Genomic DNA, 15887 nt, shown 5'->3' with positions numbered 1-15887 from the left:
AGGGCAATGCGAGAACGAGTGAAACGTTATATTCTTCCAGAAAAAAGAAAACGGCCCAAAAGTAGGACCGTTCGAATTTCAAAAACTCGGTACACCATTAAGTCAAAACATGCTTAACTGAATGGTGTTAGCCCAAGAGCGACTTTTAATATTTACTATATTTGAACTATGAGCGCTTAAATGCAATTTCACCGTCGATATGAATATCACGCTGCGGAAAGGCAATCACTACATCATGCTTTTCAAATACAGCGTAAATACTAAAACGAATATCACTGCGTACTTTTCTAAGCATGGTTTCAGACTCGGCGCACACCCAAAAAATAGCGTTAAATACGAGCGAGCTATCTGCAAAGTCATCAAATAACACCGATGACTTTGGATTAGCCAAAATTGCTTCATGATCATCAAGCACTTGCTGAATAAGCTTTTTAACCAGTATCACGTCTGATCCATACGCAACGCCTACACTGACCGATGAGCGTGCATTGCCATCTATTAGCGTCCAGTTTGTTACTGTATTTTCGAGCAATTGAGAATTAGGAATAAGCATATGTACGCCGTCATTTCGGCGAATACGCGTTGAGCGAGTATTAATTGTTTCTACCACGCCTTTTGCATTGCCTACCTCTAAAAAGTCACCAATACGTATTGGGCGTTCCCACATTAGTATCCAGCCACTAATAAAGTTATTAATAATATTTTGAGCACCAAAGCCTACACCAATGGCTATTGCACCTGAAACAAAAGCAAACGCAGTAAGCGGTATGCTTAATACTTCTAAAGATGTAAAAATTAAAATAGCGATACTTAAAATAAAGTAGATACGTGTAAATAAATGCACGGCATCTTGGCTTAACTTTTTTGCCAATAATGTTTTTGTTATTAGCTTGCCAATACGCGTCACAATAAACCAAATAGCGAAAAGTATTAAAGGCACTTTAATAATTTTCGCTACGGTAATGTGTACATCGCTGTAACTAAATACAACAAAGGCAAGAATTTGGTTTATGTGTTCTAAGGTCATTTATTTTCCAAAACAAGCAAAGGAGCGCTTTAAATTTAAATCGCTATAAAGTGAAAGCGGTTCAGTGTTGGGTAAGTTTAGCAGTCATAATATAACTAAAACGCCAAGTTAATAAGTTCAATATACTTTTTATGAACAATTTATTAACTCTTTATTGCACCGAGTGCTATATAAATAGTGTACAAGCACTGGAGATCACTATGTCACAACTAACTTTAAATCAAAGACTCGCTACTTTGCAGCCGCAGGTAGACTTACATTTATTTGAAAGCAGCCTGGATTACCGAAATAAAATTTTGTGCCTTCTTGCAGAACAAGAGCAAACACTGGCATCTATCAACAAAGAGTTTGGCCAACAACAACCTAGCAACTTTGGCTCTGAGAGAAAATTTGTACTTGGATATAACTAAGCAATTATGACTCAACGACTTATTAAGTAGCTCAGGTGTTTACTTTTAGAGCTACTTTTACCTCCCTTAAAGCTAAATATTAGCTAATTTGCGTTCAAATCCCCCTTAATACCGATAAACTTTATTGTATAAACGCCAAAATTTGATAAGTTAACTAGGTTTTTCGACTCGCAAAGCCTATTCCGGCTAATCTTTCTATGGAGTTATTATGCGTAAAACCCTGATCGCCACTACTATTGCTAGTGCCTTAATATTATCGGCCTGTTCATCTAACGATACACAAAACATGGCAAAAGAAGGCGCAGCACAAGTGCAAGACATGAACGCAAACAATGTTTTATTTAAGCCAAGCCCATTGCAATATATGGCACCAGAGTTTGATAAATTTGGTACAAAAGACTACGAAGCTGCATTCGATGCAGGTATCGCACAACACACGGCACAAGTACAAGCCATTGCTAACAACCCTGCTCCAGCAACATTTGAAAATACATTAGTTAAAATGGAATTGTCAGGGGAGCTATTAAATCGCGTATCGGCTGCTTTTTATAACTTATCAGGTTTAATTTCAGATGCTGAATACCAGCGTATTGATGAAAAAATGGCGCCTGTATTATCTGCTCACTCAGATGATATTTACTTAAACGGTGAATTATTTAAGCGCGTACAAACAATTTACGACAATCAAGATAAATTAAACGCAGAAGATAAACGCCTAGTTGATTTTTACTACAAGCAGTTTGTAAAAGCAGGTGCTAAATTAAATGACGCTGAAAAAGCTAAAATGCGTGAAATTAACTCAGAGCTAGCTCAGCTATCTACTGCGTTTTCACAAAACATTTTAAAATCGTTTAAAGAAGACGTTATTGTAGTTACAGATAAAAGTGAATTAGCAGGTCTTTCTGAAGGCGAAATTGCAGGCCTTGCAGCTTCAGCTAAAAAAGCGGGCAAAGACGGCTACATGATCACTTTGGTAAATACAACGCAACAACCAATTTTAAGTAGCCTTGAAAACCGCGACCTGCGTGAGCGAATTTTTAAAGCCTCTGCAAACCGTGCAGCAAAAACTAACGGCCCTATTATTATTAAAGAAACCAACCTACGCGCTCAAAAAGCAGAGCTTTTAGGCTACAAAGATTGGGCTTCTTATGTAATGACGTCGCGTATGGCGCAAACAACTGAAAACGTTTACGGCATCCTTGATGACCTAGCACCAAAAGCAGTTGAAAAAGCAAAGATTGAAGCAGCCGCTATTCAAAAAGTGATTAACGATTCAGGCGAAAGCTTTGAGCTTAAACCATGGGATTGGACTTTTTATGCTGAAAAAGTACGTGCAGAAAAGTACAACTTAGACCCAGCACTTGTTAAACCATACTTTGAAATGCAATCGGTTATTCACGATGGCTTATTCTTTGCAATGAACAAACTGTACGGTATTACGTTTAAAGAACGTAAAGATCTTCCTGTTTATCATGAAGATGTAACCGTATACGAAGTATTTAACGCTGATGGCAGCGCTATTGGTTTATTTTACTTAGACCCATATGCACGTGAAGGTAAACGTGGCGGCGCATGGATGAGTGCATACGTTAGCGAAAGCGGCTTAAAAGGCACCAAACCTGTTATTTACAATGCGCAGAACATTCCAAAACCTGCTGCAGGCGAGCCAACGCTAATGACGTTTGATGAAGTGTCTACTATGTTCCATGAATTTGGTCATGCTGCTCACGGTTTATTCTCAGATGTTAAATACCCAAGCCTAGCGGGTACTGCAACGGCGCGTGACTTTGTTGAGTTTCCGTCGCAAGCAAATGAAGATTGGATGATTGAACCAACAGTACTTGCAAACTATGCTAAGCATTACAAGACAGGTGAGCCAATTCCACAAGCTTTACTTGATAAAGTACTTGAATCGCAAAAATTCAACCAAGGTTACGGCACTACTGAATACTTAGCCGCTGCACTACTTGATATGGAATGGCATTCATTTGGTTCTGATAAAAAAGTAGCTGACGTTCAAAAGTTTGAGCAAGACGCGCTAGAAAAACACGGTATTGCTTACTACCCTGTTCCACCGCGTTACAAATCAAACTTCTTTAGCCACACATTTGCAGGTGGTTATTCAGCGGGTTACTACGCGTACCTATGGACTGAAGTGTTTGCAGCAGACGCCTTTGCACATATGGAAAACAACGGCGGCTTAACACGTAAAAATGGTGATAAGTTCCGTAAAGAAATCCTATCAAAAGGTAACAGCCGCGACTTAATGCAAAGCTACATTGAGTTTAGAGGTCAAAAACCAACTACCGACGCACTACTTAAGCGCCGTGGTTTAGTTGAATAGTTAGGGCATGTTGACCTTTCGTGGTTGAATTTGCAGCAGTATGTTTGGTCTTTAGGCAAGGCAGAGCCTATGTAGTGTGGTTATTCCCCATAAATAGGCGATAACGCAGCATAAATGCCAAACATGCGCTGCCCTTTGGGTTCTTTCTAGGGACGATTAACTCTTTGTTACTCGGTTTTTACTTAGCCCGCTAGGTTACAAACCTCGCGCCGCGATTAAATCGCCCCTAGATTGAACAAATTTCAATCCACAAAGATCAACACGCCCTAGTAACTTAGTTTATTAATTATTGCTTTATAAAAGCCCGCTTGCGGGCTTTTATTGTTTATACATTAATTTATAACAGATAAACTGCTGCCATTAATTATTTAAAGACGACGGCTATGCGGTACTTATTTGCAGTAACTTTACTTTGGGCATTTTCATTTAGTTTAATTGGCGTGTATTTAGCAGGTCAGGTTGATGCATGGTTTAGTGTGTTAATTCGCATAGCACTAGCAACCCTCGTATTTTTACCATTTTTAAAGTTTAAACAAACACCTAAACCTTTAGCCTTAAAGCTCATGCTGATTGGCGCTATACAACTTGGTGTTATGTATAGCTTTTACTACCACTCCTTTTTATTTTTAAGCGTCCCCGAAGTACTGCTATTTACAGTAATGACTCCTTTGTACATTACCTTGCTAAATGATGCATTGAACAAACATTTTAACCCACGCTTTTTTATAATCGCACTTATTGCTGTAATTGGTGCAATTACCATTCGTTACGAAAATCTAAATAGCAATTTCATAATTGGCTTATTATTAGTTCAAGGTGCGAACATAAGTTTTGCTGTAGGCCAAGTAACCTATAAACGCTTAATGATGAACAATCAGCTTGATGATAAAACCATATTTGGATGGTTTTTTATAGGCGCACTTATTATTGCCACAATTTGCTATGCATTATTTGGTAATTCAAATAAATTACCAAGCACTTCTACTCAGTGGGGAATACTGATTTATTTAGGAGTTGTTGCATCGGGCCTTGGTTACTTTATGTGGAATAAAGGCGCAACACTCGTCAACGTTGGAGCTTTAGCCGTAATGAATAACTTACTTATTCCGGCTGGTATTATAGTTAATGTTCTTATATGGAACAGAGACGCTGACATTGTTAGGCTAAGTATTGGAGCAGCTATAATGTTAGGTGCATTAATAGTGAATCAAATTATTAATAAAAAAGTAAATTAATAAAAAGTAAATTAATAAGCTTGTAGCTAAATTGTCATTAATAATCATTAAGGTAGTACAAATTTTACTTTTTAAGGATAAATAATGAAGCGTATTACCTTACTTACAAGCTGTATATTGTTAGCCACACTTGCAGGCTGCGATGACGATGTAGAAATAGTAGAAAAAGAAGTGGTTGTTACCAACACCGAAGTTGAGATTGTTGAAGTACCTACGCCTGTTATTGTAGAGGTACCAAACGGTGATGCGCCAGATATTCAACTAGGCACTCGTCCATATTATTTAGTCAATGATATGAGCGACAGCGCTTTAAAAACACAATTAGAGTCATGCAGTGAAGGTCCTTTTTACCGCACTGACTTTTCTATTGGTCATCGCGGTGCGTCAATGCAGTACCCTGAACACACTAAAGAAGCCTACATTGCTGCTGCTAGAATGGGCGCAGGTATTGTTGAATGCGATGTTACTTTTACAAACGACAAAGAGCTTGTATGTCGCCACTCTCAATGCGACTTACACACCACAACTAATATTTTAGCCACTCCTGAACTTGCAGCTAAATGCAGTGTGCCATTTACACCAGCCGACCCTACTAATGGTATTGCCGCTTCAGCTAAATGCTGTACCAGTGATATAAGTCTAGCGGAGTTTTTAACCCTTGAAGGTAAAATGGATGGTGCAAACACAAATGCAACCACCGTTGCCGATTACATGGATGGTACACCCAATTGGCGCACTGACTTATATGCGACCCAAGGGACATTAATGACTCATAAGCAAAGTATTGCATTGTTTAATGAGATGGGCGTAAAAATGACCCCAGAACTTAAATCGCCGCAAGTAAGTATGCCATTTAATGGAATGACCCAAGAGCAATACGCGCAAAAAATGCTAGACGAATACACACAAATGGGTGTGCCAGCCTCAAAAGTTTATCCGCAGTCGTTTAATCTTAATGACGTAAAATACTGGATTAATACCAACCCTGATTTTGCAGATAAAAGCGTATACCTAGATGGTCGCGACAGCGAAGCAGGATTTGATCCAAACAACCCGCAAACATGGCAACCTAGCATGGATGAGCTTGTTGCCAATGGCGTTAAAATTTTAGCGCCTCCAATTTGGATGATGCTAACAATAGACAGCGAAAGTAATATAGTGCCATCACAATACGCCATTGACGCAAAAGCAGCAGGTTTAGAGCTTATTGCATGGAGCCTTGAGCGCTCAGGTCCGCTTAATGAAGGTGGTGGTTATTACTATCAATCAATTGCTGATGTTATAGATAACGATGGCGACATGATGACGGTCGTTGATGTACTCGCAAAGGACGTGGGTGTAATGGCTATATTTTCAGATTGGCCGGCTACCGTAAGTTATTACGCTAGTTGTAATAAAATGCCTGCAAGTATTTAATACCAATCTGCTTATATATGGGGTCTATTTAACGTTAAGAAAATTACGCTAGAACTAGGCAAAAATTTTTTATCTAGTTGTTCTAAATAAAAAATTTTTAACGACGTTATAGTGAAATTTAATTCGTTAAATTGATCAAAGATTTATGCAGGTTGGTATAAATACTCGACAACAAAAGTCGTTTATTTTATCGCGCTCAGTTACCATATCATTATATATAATTTTATTTAACTGAGCGCTTTTATGATAATTCAACAACATAACGCAGACTTGCCAACACCTACAGGTTTAATGCGAACAACCGTATATCGCCCTCAGGCGCAAGGGCAATTCCCTGCTATTATTTTTTATTCTGAAATTTTTCAGCAAACTGCACCTATTGCACGCAGCGCAGCTATTTTAGCAAGCCATGGCTTTGTGGTATTAGTACCGGAAGTATTTCACGAGTTAAATCCTATGGGCACTGTGCTTGCTTACGACGATGCAGGTAAAGATAAAGGCAATGCAGATAAGTGGGCAAAACCACTTGAGCATCATGATAGCGACACGCAAGCCATGATCGACTTTATAAAGCAGCAACATTACTGCACAGGTACAGTAGGCGCTATGGGCGTATGTATTGGCGGGCATTTAGCTTACAGAGCGGCGCTTAATCCTGAAATTAAAGCGGCTTTTTGCTTATACGCGACTGATATTCATAGCAATACATTACCGGCAAAATCAGGTAATAACTCATTTGAACGCATGGCTGATATACAAGGCGAAATTCACTTTATATGGGGTAAACAAGACCCGCATGTGCCACAAGAAGGCCGCACTAAAATATACCAGCAATGCGTAAACACAGGCATTAATTACCAATGGCAAGAAGTTAATGCCCAGCATGCCTTTATGCGTGATGAAGGTGAGCGATACGATGCAGCCCTTGCAATTAATATGTATCAACAAGCGGTTGCATTATTTAGCCGTACTTTATAAGTGTTTTATAAATGCTTTATAAATATTTAAAAAGCGAAAATAATTAAACGCTTTTCAGCATACCCAAGGAGGTATGCTGTTTTACAAAATACGCTTTTAAGTAATCAATAAATAATCGTAGTTTTTTAGATCCCGCAGCTCCTGGCGGAAATACCCCGTACAGTTCAATATCTTTGCTTTTATAATCATCTAATATTATTTCAAGTAGCCCTGCTTGTACTTTAGGCCACGCATCGTAAAGCGGAATACGCCCAATGCCATGCCCTGCTTCTACAAAGGCAGTACGTGCAGCTGCGTTATTAGTACTTAAGGCGCCTTGCATTGTAATGTCGTGTTTTTTGCCATCTTTTGAAAGTGTTAACGTTTTACTTCCTAGCTGATAAACCACCCATTGATGATCTGCCAATTCTAAAGGTGTTTTAGGTTTACCAAAATGTGTAAAGTAATCCGGCGCGCCACAAATACAAGTGCTCATTGTAGTCAGCTTGGTTGCCTGCAAGTTGGAGTCACTCAGTGCCACTCCCCTAATTGCAAAATCAAACCCATTTTTAATAATATCAACCACATCGTCAGTAAGCTGTAAGTCTATTTTAATTTTAGGGTATTGGCGCTTAAACGTATTTATTGCAGGCACAATTAACTGCATTCCCACATTTACTGGGCAACTAATTTTAAGTAAACCTTGTGGCTCGCTCTTTATATTTTCTATTTGCTGATTAGCCGCATTAGCTTGTTCGGTAATTATTCTACAACGCTCATAATAAGCAATGCCTGCTTCAGTGAGCGCCATGGTACGGGTTGAGCGATTTAGTAAAGTAACTTCAAGCTGCGTTTCTAATTTTTTTAAATGATAACTTGCAACTGCTCGCGTAAGCCCTAGCTGTTTGGCAGCAGCGGTTAAGCTGCCCTGCTCTACAATTTGCGCAAATACAACCATGCTCTTTAACTGCTCAAACGACACCTTCATATGTGCTCCGTAGCGTGTTTTAAATTCAACCCCTCTATTGTATCAATTATTAAACCAATAAAGTTAAATTTATCATCGTTGTTTAAAGCTCTGTTAGTGCATATAGTAATTGGTAAGCAAGATAAACCAATTTAAATCATCAGAAGGAATATATTCAATGTCTAAAAAAATACTTATGGTTCTTACATCTCACGCAGAACTTGGTAACACTGGCGAAAAAACAGGTTTTTGGGTAGAAGAATTTGCAGCCCCTTATTATGCATTTGTTGATGCAGGCGTTGAAGTAACATTAGCGTCTCCAGCTGGCGGTCAACCACCCATTGATCCGACAAGTACGCTTGTCGATTTTCAAACAGATGCAACAAAACGTTATGACGCAGATAGCGCAGCGCAAACCCTTATGGCAAACACTAAAGTGTTGAGTGAAGTAAAATCTAGCGATTTTGACGCTGTATTTTACCCAGGCGGTCACGGTCCATTATGGGACTTAGTTGATAACACTGACTCAATCTCACTTATCGAAAGCTTTGTAAAAGAGCAAAAGCCTGTTGCTGCGGTATGTCATGCAAGTGCTGCATTTTTAAATGTTAAAGATGCCGATGGCAATGCATTAGTAGCGGGTAAAAAAGTAACTGGTTTTACTAACTCTGAAGAAGCTGCAGTGCAACTTACCGATATCGTGCCATTTTTAGTTGAAGACGAGCTAATTAAAAAAGGCGGCGATTATCAAAAAACTGACGACTGGGGCGTATTAGCGCTAGTAGATGGTTTAGTAATTACCGGTCAAAACCCAGCAAGCTCTGAACTAGCAGCCAAAAAACTATTAACCAAACTAGGTTAATAGTGAGTAAAAATTAAAAATAAGCACAGCATTTTATGCTGTGCTTTTTTAATTGCTTTTCATTAGCAAATACAATTCCTATACTGGCAACTCTTAAAGTCAATTAGGGTGATTATATGGCAACCAAGCCAACCACACTGTCATTACTAACGAGTACCCGCTTCGCAATTTTTAGTATTGTTGTTATTTGCTTCGTACTACAAGTGATCAATAGCCTACCTGGTATAAACCTAAATGGTTTAGGCATATATCCACGCAGTATCCAAGGCTTAATTGGCATACTATGCGCACCTTTTTTACATGGTAGCTGGTGGCACTTCGCCAGTAATATGATTCCATTTGTAGTGTTAAGTTGGCTAATTTGCCAGTACAGCGTAAAACGTTTTTATAACGTATTTATTTTTACCGCTCTAGTTGGTGGACTGTTAGTTTGGGCATTTGGGCGCAGTAACATACATGTTGGTTTAAGCGGTGTTATATATGGTTTATGGGGCTTTATTCTATGCTACGGCTTAGTAAGACGCTCATTAAAATCAATTATAATTGCTGTTGTAGTGGCTATACTTTATAGCGGTTTTATATGGGGTGTTTTACCCCAGCGCTATCATGTATCGTTTGAAAGCCATTTATTTGGAGCGCTAAGCGGATTGTTTTTAGGTTATAGATTAGCAAAAGCCGATAAATTAAAAGGTCGGTAAATTAAGTATTAGGGCCTTTAATTAATTTTTTATGGCCACATTTACCATATATGTATTTCATCTAACAGAGGTTATTTATGAGTGATAAAAACGAATACACGCCACCAAAAGTATGGACGTGGGAAAGTGAAAGTGGCGGTAAGTTTGCCAGCATTAACCGCCCAATTGCAGGCGCGACTCATGACAAAACTCTACCTATTGGTGAGCACGCATTTCAGCTTTATTCTCTTGCGACACCTAATGGCCAAAAAGCTACAATCATGTTTGAAGAGCTTTTACAGCTTGGTTGCACCGATGCAGACTATGACGCATATTTAATAAACATAGGTGATGGCGATCAGTTTGGATCTGACTTTGTTGATATTAATCCAAACTCAAAAATCCCAGCGCTAATGGATCATTCAACCACGCCGCCTACTCGCATCTTTGAATCTGGTTCTATTTTACAGTATTTGGCTGAGAAATTTGATGTACTCATACCTAAAGATTTAAAAGCTAAAACTGAGTGTCGTAACTGGCTATTTTGGCAAATGGGCTCAGCGCCTTACTTAGGTGGCGGATTTGGTCATTTTTATAGCTACGCACCAAGTAAAATGCAATACCCTATTGACCGTTTTACCATGGAAACCAAACGCCAGCTTGACGTGTTAAATCGCCATTTAAGCGAAAATGAATACATGGCAGGTGATGAATACTCAATTGCCGATATTGCAATTTGGCCGTGGTACGGATCGTTAGTGCTTGGAGCTTTATATGATGCAGCAGAGTTTTTAGATGTTGCCTCATACACCCATGTTGTACGCTGGGCTACGCAAATATCAGAGCGCCCCGCAGTAAAGCGTGGTCGTCGCGTAAATCGCACATGGGGCCCTGAAGAAGAGCAAATGGCAGAGCGCCATAACGATAGCGATTTCGAAGGTTAAATCTATAGAACAGCAAGTAAAGTCGTTAACACTTTAACCTGCTTGATAATTTTAAGGCTCAAAATAAATATTTATTTTGGGCCTTTTTACTTTTTAAACTTTTTTTATCCCTCCCATAAACTATATTTACTTTACATTAAAGTTTTATTTAGCTGCGTAAAGGCTTATTAAGCTCTTTGTATTACCAGTATTGCATTAGTGTAATTTGCTAAATGGTTTACTTAATTTCCTAGGGGTTGTTTTTGAAAAAGGTTTTAATTAGTGCCATATAACAATTTAAGTAATAATGAGCGAAAAGAAGCGCTCAAAATTTTATACTCGAATGCTATTTCCGGAATTGCAGTCTCTGTACTAGTCAGCGTTGCTTTAGTATTTGCTTTTGATATAACTAATGAGAAAACTAACCACGATAAAGTAGTCTGGTTAGGCATAATGATGTGCGTGCTTACTTTACGTATTATTGATGTAGGGCTTTTTTTGAAAGCTCAAAATTCTCGCCAACCTTACAACACACATTCTTATCTAAATCGCTTTGCTATTGGCTGTATATCAACAGCCGTGTCTTGGTGTGGTTATGCTCTTTGGTTTCATAGCACTTCATCTACGGTGGAAGTTACTACGACCATTGCTATTTTATCGGCGCTTGCCGGTGGCTCTGCAAATTTGCTGTCTGGAAGTCGTTTTACCGCTGTTCTATATAGTTTTACTTTATTGGCGCCCTACTCTTTTTTGCTAGCGCTTTCAAACGATCACTACCAACACGTATTGGGGTTATTAGGTTTAACTTTTGCCACAATCATGATTGCCTCTTCGTACAAATCAGCCACATTTACACACAGTGCAATCAAGCTCAAAAACCAAAACAGAGAGCTGCTTAATGAAATGGAAAACAAGGTCGAACAACGCACTGAAGAAATTTACCGCTTATCGAATACCGATCCACTCACAAATCTATTAAACCGCACCGCATTTTTAAAAAATGCAAACAAACAACTAGCAGATAACCCTAAAGAACCCTTTGCTTTATTATTTGTAGATTTAGATGGTTTTAAGCAAATCAACGATTCGTTGGGTCACAAAGTAGGCGATAAAGTATTAAAAGAAATAGCACTGAGAATTAGTAATGTATGCAACCAACAACTCTATAAATGCCGTTGGGGCGGAGATGAGTTTTTAATTTTAGCAACGTATCAAAGCCAAACTGAGCTTATCGAGTTTGCTAATAAAGTGCTTCAAAGCATTAGCGCCGAGCATGAAACATATAAATATCAAAAATGGGTATCAGCAACTATTGGAATGGCCATGTACCCTGAGCACGGGAGTGATTTAAATACCTTAATTCGCTCTGCTGATATTGCAATGTATCACCAAAAACGCATGGCTAAAGGTAATATCAATATTTATAACGATTCACTCAAATTAAAACAAGAAAGAGAGTACCTGTTGAGTCAACGCCTAGCCAGTGCCATAGAAGAAAACAGTTTAAGACTAGTATTTCAGCCAATTGTAGATAGCAAAACATCAAAAGTAACCTCTTTCGAATCATTATTACGCTGGCAACTAGACGGTGAAAATATTTTCCCTGATGAGTTTATAACTATTGCCGAGCAATATGGTTTAATAACCCAAATGGGCCTCTGGGTCATAGAACAAGCATGTATACAAGCAAATAAATTCAACCATTTACCGACAAAAATTGCAGTAAGCGTGAACGTATCGGTAATACAATTACAAGATCCAAATTTTGTAACTAAGGTATTAAAAATAGTAAACAATCACCAAGTAGAGCCTAAAGATCTGCATATAGAAATTACCGAATCAGTATTTGCCGAAGATAAACTCACATTTTTGACAGCCGTGAAAGCACTACAAAAACAAGGCTTTTGTATTTCAATTGATGATTTTGGAACTGGCTACTCATCACTATCAAGCATGCTTGATATTGGTGTAGATATAGTAAAAATAGACAGAAGTTTTATTCAAAATATGGATAAAAGAGGGTTAAGTATTATTCATGCAATTGTACAAATGGCCTCATCTTTAGATTTTACTGTTGTTGCCGAAGGCGTTGAAACTATTGAACAAGCAAACACGCTTACTAATATTGGTGTATCTCACCTGCAAGGTTATTACTTTTCAAAACCGATGGAAGTAGATTTTGTAGATGCTTATTTAAATGAGCAAAATAAGCTGTGCCGTTGATAACCAAAACCCGCTAAAAGCGCTTAACTGCCATATGAGTTTTGCACTACCTTTCTTATTAGGGCTTGTTTATCTTTCGAGGTTAAATTTGCAGCAGACTGTTTGGTATTTAGGCAATGCAGAGCCTATGTAGTGTGGTTATTCCCCATAAATAGGCGATAACGCAGCATAAATGCCAAACATTCGCTGCCCGAAGGGTTCTGCCTAGGGGAGATTGACTCTTTGTTACTAGGTTACAAACCTCGCGCCGCGATTAAATCTTCCTTGGGTTGAACAAAGTTCAATCCTGAAAGGTCAACAAGCCCTTCTTAAAACATAATCTTACAATTACTTACACCCAGTACATAGTTATTAGCGTAGGCTAAATATAAACCAACTTACATAAGTGTATTACGTTTAAATTTACGCTAATTAGCAAACCGCCAGCGCTGGACCCTACGTTAAGTTGTGCGCTGATGTTGCTTATATAAGTGAATAATAAAAATGTAACGATACAACTAAATATAAAAAAGGGATTTGCATGATAAAACCACTTTGCTATTCACTCATCACTTTACTTACCCCCATTAGCGCTATAGCTCAAACAATGGCAATAAAAACAACGGATGAATTAGTATCAACCGATTCAGAGATTTTATTTGCATATAATAAAGAATCAAAACAATTAGAAGCCATCAATTTACTCACATCACTAAGTAGTGAACTTGCTTTACCAAAAAATGCCATCGGGTTTGATGTGGCTACACTTGCTAACATTACCGATAAACAAGCACTCGTACTAACAAGTGATGGCGTATACAAAGCCCATGCTGGTAAACCAACACTATTGTTTAATTATGAGTCGGTTCTAAATCAATTAAAAATAGATAAATTTGAAAAAGTAGACTTTGTCTTCGATGCCAACAACGACGGTCTAAGCGATATTTTCATCCCTGGGTTAGCAAGCAGTACTTTATACATTCAAAATAAAGATGGCAGCTTTAAGCCTAACAAATTTAAACAAACACCTATGTATGAAGGCAGCTTTTCAGGAAAAGGGCTTTCTCTAGAAGTTAATATTAACAATAAACCCGTTGTTATTGATTTTAACCACGACGGGTTAAGCGACTTGGTTTTTTCAAATGACTTTGGAGCAGATGTACTACTTGCTAATTCAGAAGGCTTTGAGCAAAAGCTCACCTCAATTGATTTTAACATCGAATTAGGCGAGCTAAGCAATGGCGAAACTCGCAAAATAAAGCAAATTATTGATATTAATAACGACGGATTTCTAGATTTTACAACTAGACAGTTTAAGCCAACGCAAGGTATGGATTCGTTAGATATAAAAATAGCACATACTTTGTACCTAGGAAGTGCTAAAGGCTTTAGTAATACGCCCATTACCTTATTTGAAACACAAGGCCCTAGTGAGTTATTGCTCAAAACTGATTTTAATAATGATGGCTTAATTGATTTACAAAAAATGGATTTAGATATTGGCTTAGGTACTATTGCGTCTATGGCATTGGGCGGTGGCAGTACTGATGTAGATGTAGAAATGAACATTTATAAGCAGCAACCCGACGGCTCATTTGCCAATAAATCGAGTATCGAACTTGATTTAGAAATGGAAGTAGGAATGAACGGCGATGATTCCGAGCCAGCCCTATATTTAGGTGATATTAACGGCGACAGCTATATTGACGCAGTATACAAATACAGTAAAAAAACGCTGTATATTTATTACGGAGAGCAAGACTCACTGCTAAATGATAAACGTAAAAAATTAAAACTAACGCTGCCTAAAAATAATAAAGATATTCTTCTGGTAGACATAAACCAAGACGGTAAAAAAGATTTTGTATTTAAATTTACCGAAGAAGATGGCACCAGCAAAATAGAAACACGCTTAAATTAAGCCAATAAAAAAGCCCAACGGAGTTAACCGTTGGGCTTTGGACTTAAGACTTTCGAGTAACAGTCAGCTTTACTCTAAGTTATAACACCTAAGCAGTTACATTTAGCAGTGAATCGCCTTCACTTAAACCAAACTTCTCTTGCACTGATGCAAGGATTGATTCTTTATCTTCATCAGACAACTGGCTTGAATACTCAGTTAATAGCTCATCTAAGTAGCTGACTACTTCGTCTGTATCTACTGATTCTAATGAGTTCTGTGGCGGCGGTGGCGGTCTTTGGCCTTCCACTCGTCCTGCATCACCAATGCTTTTAGCATCAAACTCAAGTTCGCTCATTAAATCAGCAAGCTCTTTTGTTGGTTCAATACCTTGTTCTTTAAATGCCGCTTGAATACTTTGCGTGTTTTCTTCGGTTAAGTTTTCAGCGTCAAACTCTGCAAGCGTTTCTTTAACAAAATCGCTTTGCTCTGTTGTTAGTTTTGCAGCCTGACTACTTTGTTGCGACATAAAACTCGCAGAACTACTGTTAATACTATTAATCATTTTAGTATCCTTTCAGCGTTCACGACGAGGTGGTTTATGATCGCTAAGTTCTTGTTCACTAATTTCGCCATTACCATCGGCATCTATAGAATCAAAAATTGTTTGTGCATCGCCGTGTGGCGGTTTTTTAGCACTAAACTCTTCAAAGCTAATTACGCCATCACCATCAGTATCAATAGTTGAGAAGTCAGGTTTTTCAGGAGGATTGTCACCGCCTCGAGCAGCTACATTAGCTGAAAAAGCAATAGATAATATTGCCACAGTGGCAAGAGTTGAAAAATGCTTCATAGTAATAACCTCGTATTTAAGAATTAAACTAAGCTTACGCTTTAAAAACGCAAACAATGTGCAAATAATGAGGAAGTAATAAATTATTTTAATAAAAAATAGTAATCTAAATAC

14 protein-coding genes are annotated in these 15887 nt (G+C 38.2%); 10 read left to right on the top strand and 4 right to left on the bottom strand.

Going from position 1 to position 15887, the window contains the following annotated elements; genetic code table 11:
* Positions 1–166: 166 nt before the first annotated feature.
* Positions 167–1027, bottom strand: a complete 861-nt coding sequence (locus I6F66_RS18620) for a mechanosensitive ion channel family protein (RefSeq protein WP_007581304.1) — start codon at positions 1025–1027, stop codon at positions 167–169.
* Positions 1028–1227: 200 nt separating this feature from the next.
* Here I6F66_RS18620 and I6F66_RS18615 point away from each other — a divergent pair, with 200 nt between their 5' ends.
* The 5 genes from I6F66_RS18615 to I6F66_RS18595 all read left to right on the top strand — a co-directional run bounded on the left by I6F66_RS18615 (position 1228) and on the right by I6F66_RS18595 (position 7410).
* Complete coding sequence (locus I6F66_RS18615; RefSeq protein WP_165729033.1) at positions 1228–1437, top strand: hypothetical protein; 210 nt, start codon at positions 1228–1230, stop codon at positions 1435–1437.
* A gap of 208 nt (positions 1438–1645) precedes the next feature.
* A complete protein-coding gene (locus I6F66_RS18610) occupies positions 1646–3781 on the top strand; it encodes a M3 family metallopeptidase (protein ID WP_007581300.1) in 2136 nt (711 codons plus the stop codon).
* A 383-nt stretch (positions 3782–4164) separates the two neighbouring features.
* Positions 4165–5016 carry a carboxylate/amino acid/amine transporter gene (locus I6F66_RS18605; RefSeq protein WP_197209563.1) on the top strand — a complete coding sequence of 284 codons (852 nt, stop codon included), beginning with the start codon at positions 4165–4167 and terminating at the stop codon, positions 5014–5016.
* An 84-nt stretch (positions 5017–5100) separates the two neighbouring features.
* Entirely contained in the window at positions 5101–6432 is a 1332-nt protein-coding gene (locus tag I6F66_RS18600; protein WP_197209562.1) for a glycerophosphodiester phosphodiesterase family protein, read from the top strand.
* A gap of 243 nt (positions 6433–6675) precedes the next feature.
* Positions 6676–7410 (top strand): dienelactone hydrolase family protein, encoded by a 735-nt coding sequence (locus tag I6F66_RS18595; RefSeq protein WP_197160103.1) that lies wholly within the window; start codon positions 6676–6678, stop codon positions 7408–7410.
* A gap of 43 nt (positions 7411–7453) precedes the next feature.
* On the opposite strand, the gene I6F66_RS18590 is transcribed toward I6F66_RS18595, so the two are convergent.
* Positions 7454–8377 (bottom strand): LysR family transcriptional regulator, encoded by a 924-nt coding sequence (locus tag I6F66_RS18590; RefSeq protein ID WP_007581293.1) that lies wholly within the window; start codon positions 8375–8377, stop codon positions 7454–7456.
* 157 nt (positions 8378–8534) lie between these two features.
* Here I6F66_RS18590 and I6F66_RS18585 point away from each other — a divergent pair, with 157 nt between their 5' ends.
* The 5 genes from I6F66_RS18585 to I6F66_RS18565 all read left to right on the top strand — a co-directional run bounded on the left by I6F66_RS18585 (position 8535) and on the right by I6F66_RS18565 (position 14941).
* Complete coding sequence (locus tag I6F66_RS18585; protein WP_165726437.1) at positions 8535–9218, top strand: type 1 glutamine amidotransferase domain-containing protein; 684 nt, start codon at positions 8535–8537, stop codon at positions 9216–9218.
* A gap of 116 nt (positions 9219–9334) precedes the next feature.
* Positions 9335–9916 (top strand): rhomboid family intramembrane serine protease, encoded by a 582-nt coding sequence (locus I6F66_RS18580; protein ID WP_010555361.1) that lies wholly within the window; start codon positions 9335–9337, stop codon positions 9914–9916.
* 77 nt (positions 9917–9993) lie between these two features.
* The gene (gene yghU, locus I6F66_RS18575; RefSeq protein WP_007581288.1) at positions 9994–10839 is read left to right on the top strand and encodes a glutathione-dependent disulfide-bond oxidoreductase; all 846 of its coding nucleotides are present in this window, start codon (positions 9994–9996) and stop codon (positions 10837–10839) included.
* A 261-nt stretch (positions 10840–11100) separates the two neighbouring features.
* A complete protein-coding gene (locus I6F66_RS18570) occupies positions 11101–13041 on the top strand; it encodes a bifunctional diguanylate cyclase/phosphodiesterase (protein WP_165729026.1) in 1941 nt (646 codons plus the stop codon).
* Between the two features lie 520 nt (positions 13042–13561).
* The gene (locus tag I6F66_RS18565) at positions 13562–14941 is read left to right on the top strand and encodes a VCBS repeat-containing protein (RefSeq protein WP_010555359.1); all 1380 of its coding nucleotides are present in this window, start codon (positions 13562–13564) and stop codon (positions 14939–14941) included.
* An 88-nt stretch (positions 14942–15029) separates the two neighbouring features.
* On the opposite strand, the gene I6F66_RS18560 is transcribed toward I6F66_RS18565, so the two are convergent.
* Positions 15030–15485: a hypothetical protein gene (locus tag I6F66_RS18560; protein ID WP_197209561.1), complete on the bottom strand. Its 456-nt coding sequence runs from the start codon at positions 15483–15485 to the stop codon at positions 15030–15032.
* Between the two features lie 12 nt (positions 15486–15497).
* The gene (locus I6F66_RS18555; RefSeq protein WP_007581281.1) at positions 15498–15773 is read right to left on the bottom strand and encodes an EF-hand domain-containing protein; all 276 of its coding nucleotides are present in this window, start codon (positions 15771–15773) and stop codon (positions 15498–15500) included.
* Positions 15774–15887 lie beyond the last annotated feature (114 nt).

The organism is Pseudoalteromonas sp. NZS100_1 (assembly GCF_015864285.1).
In the GTDB taxonomy this organism is placed as follows: domain Bacteria; phylum Pseudomonadota; class Gammaproteobacteria; order Enterobacterales; family Alteromonadaceae; genus Pseudoalteromonas; species Pseudoalteromonas arctica.
This window is presented reverse-complemented; position numbering and strand designations above follow the sequence as displayed.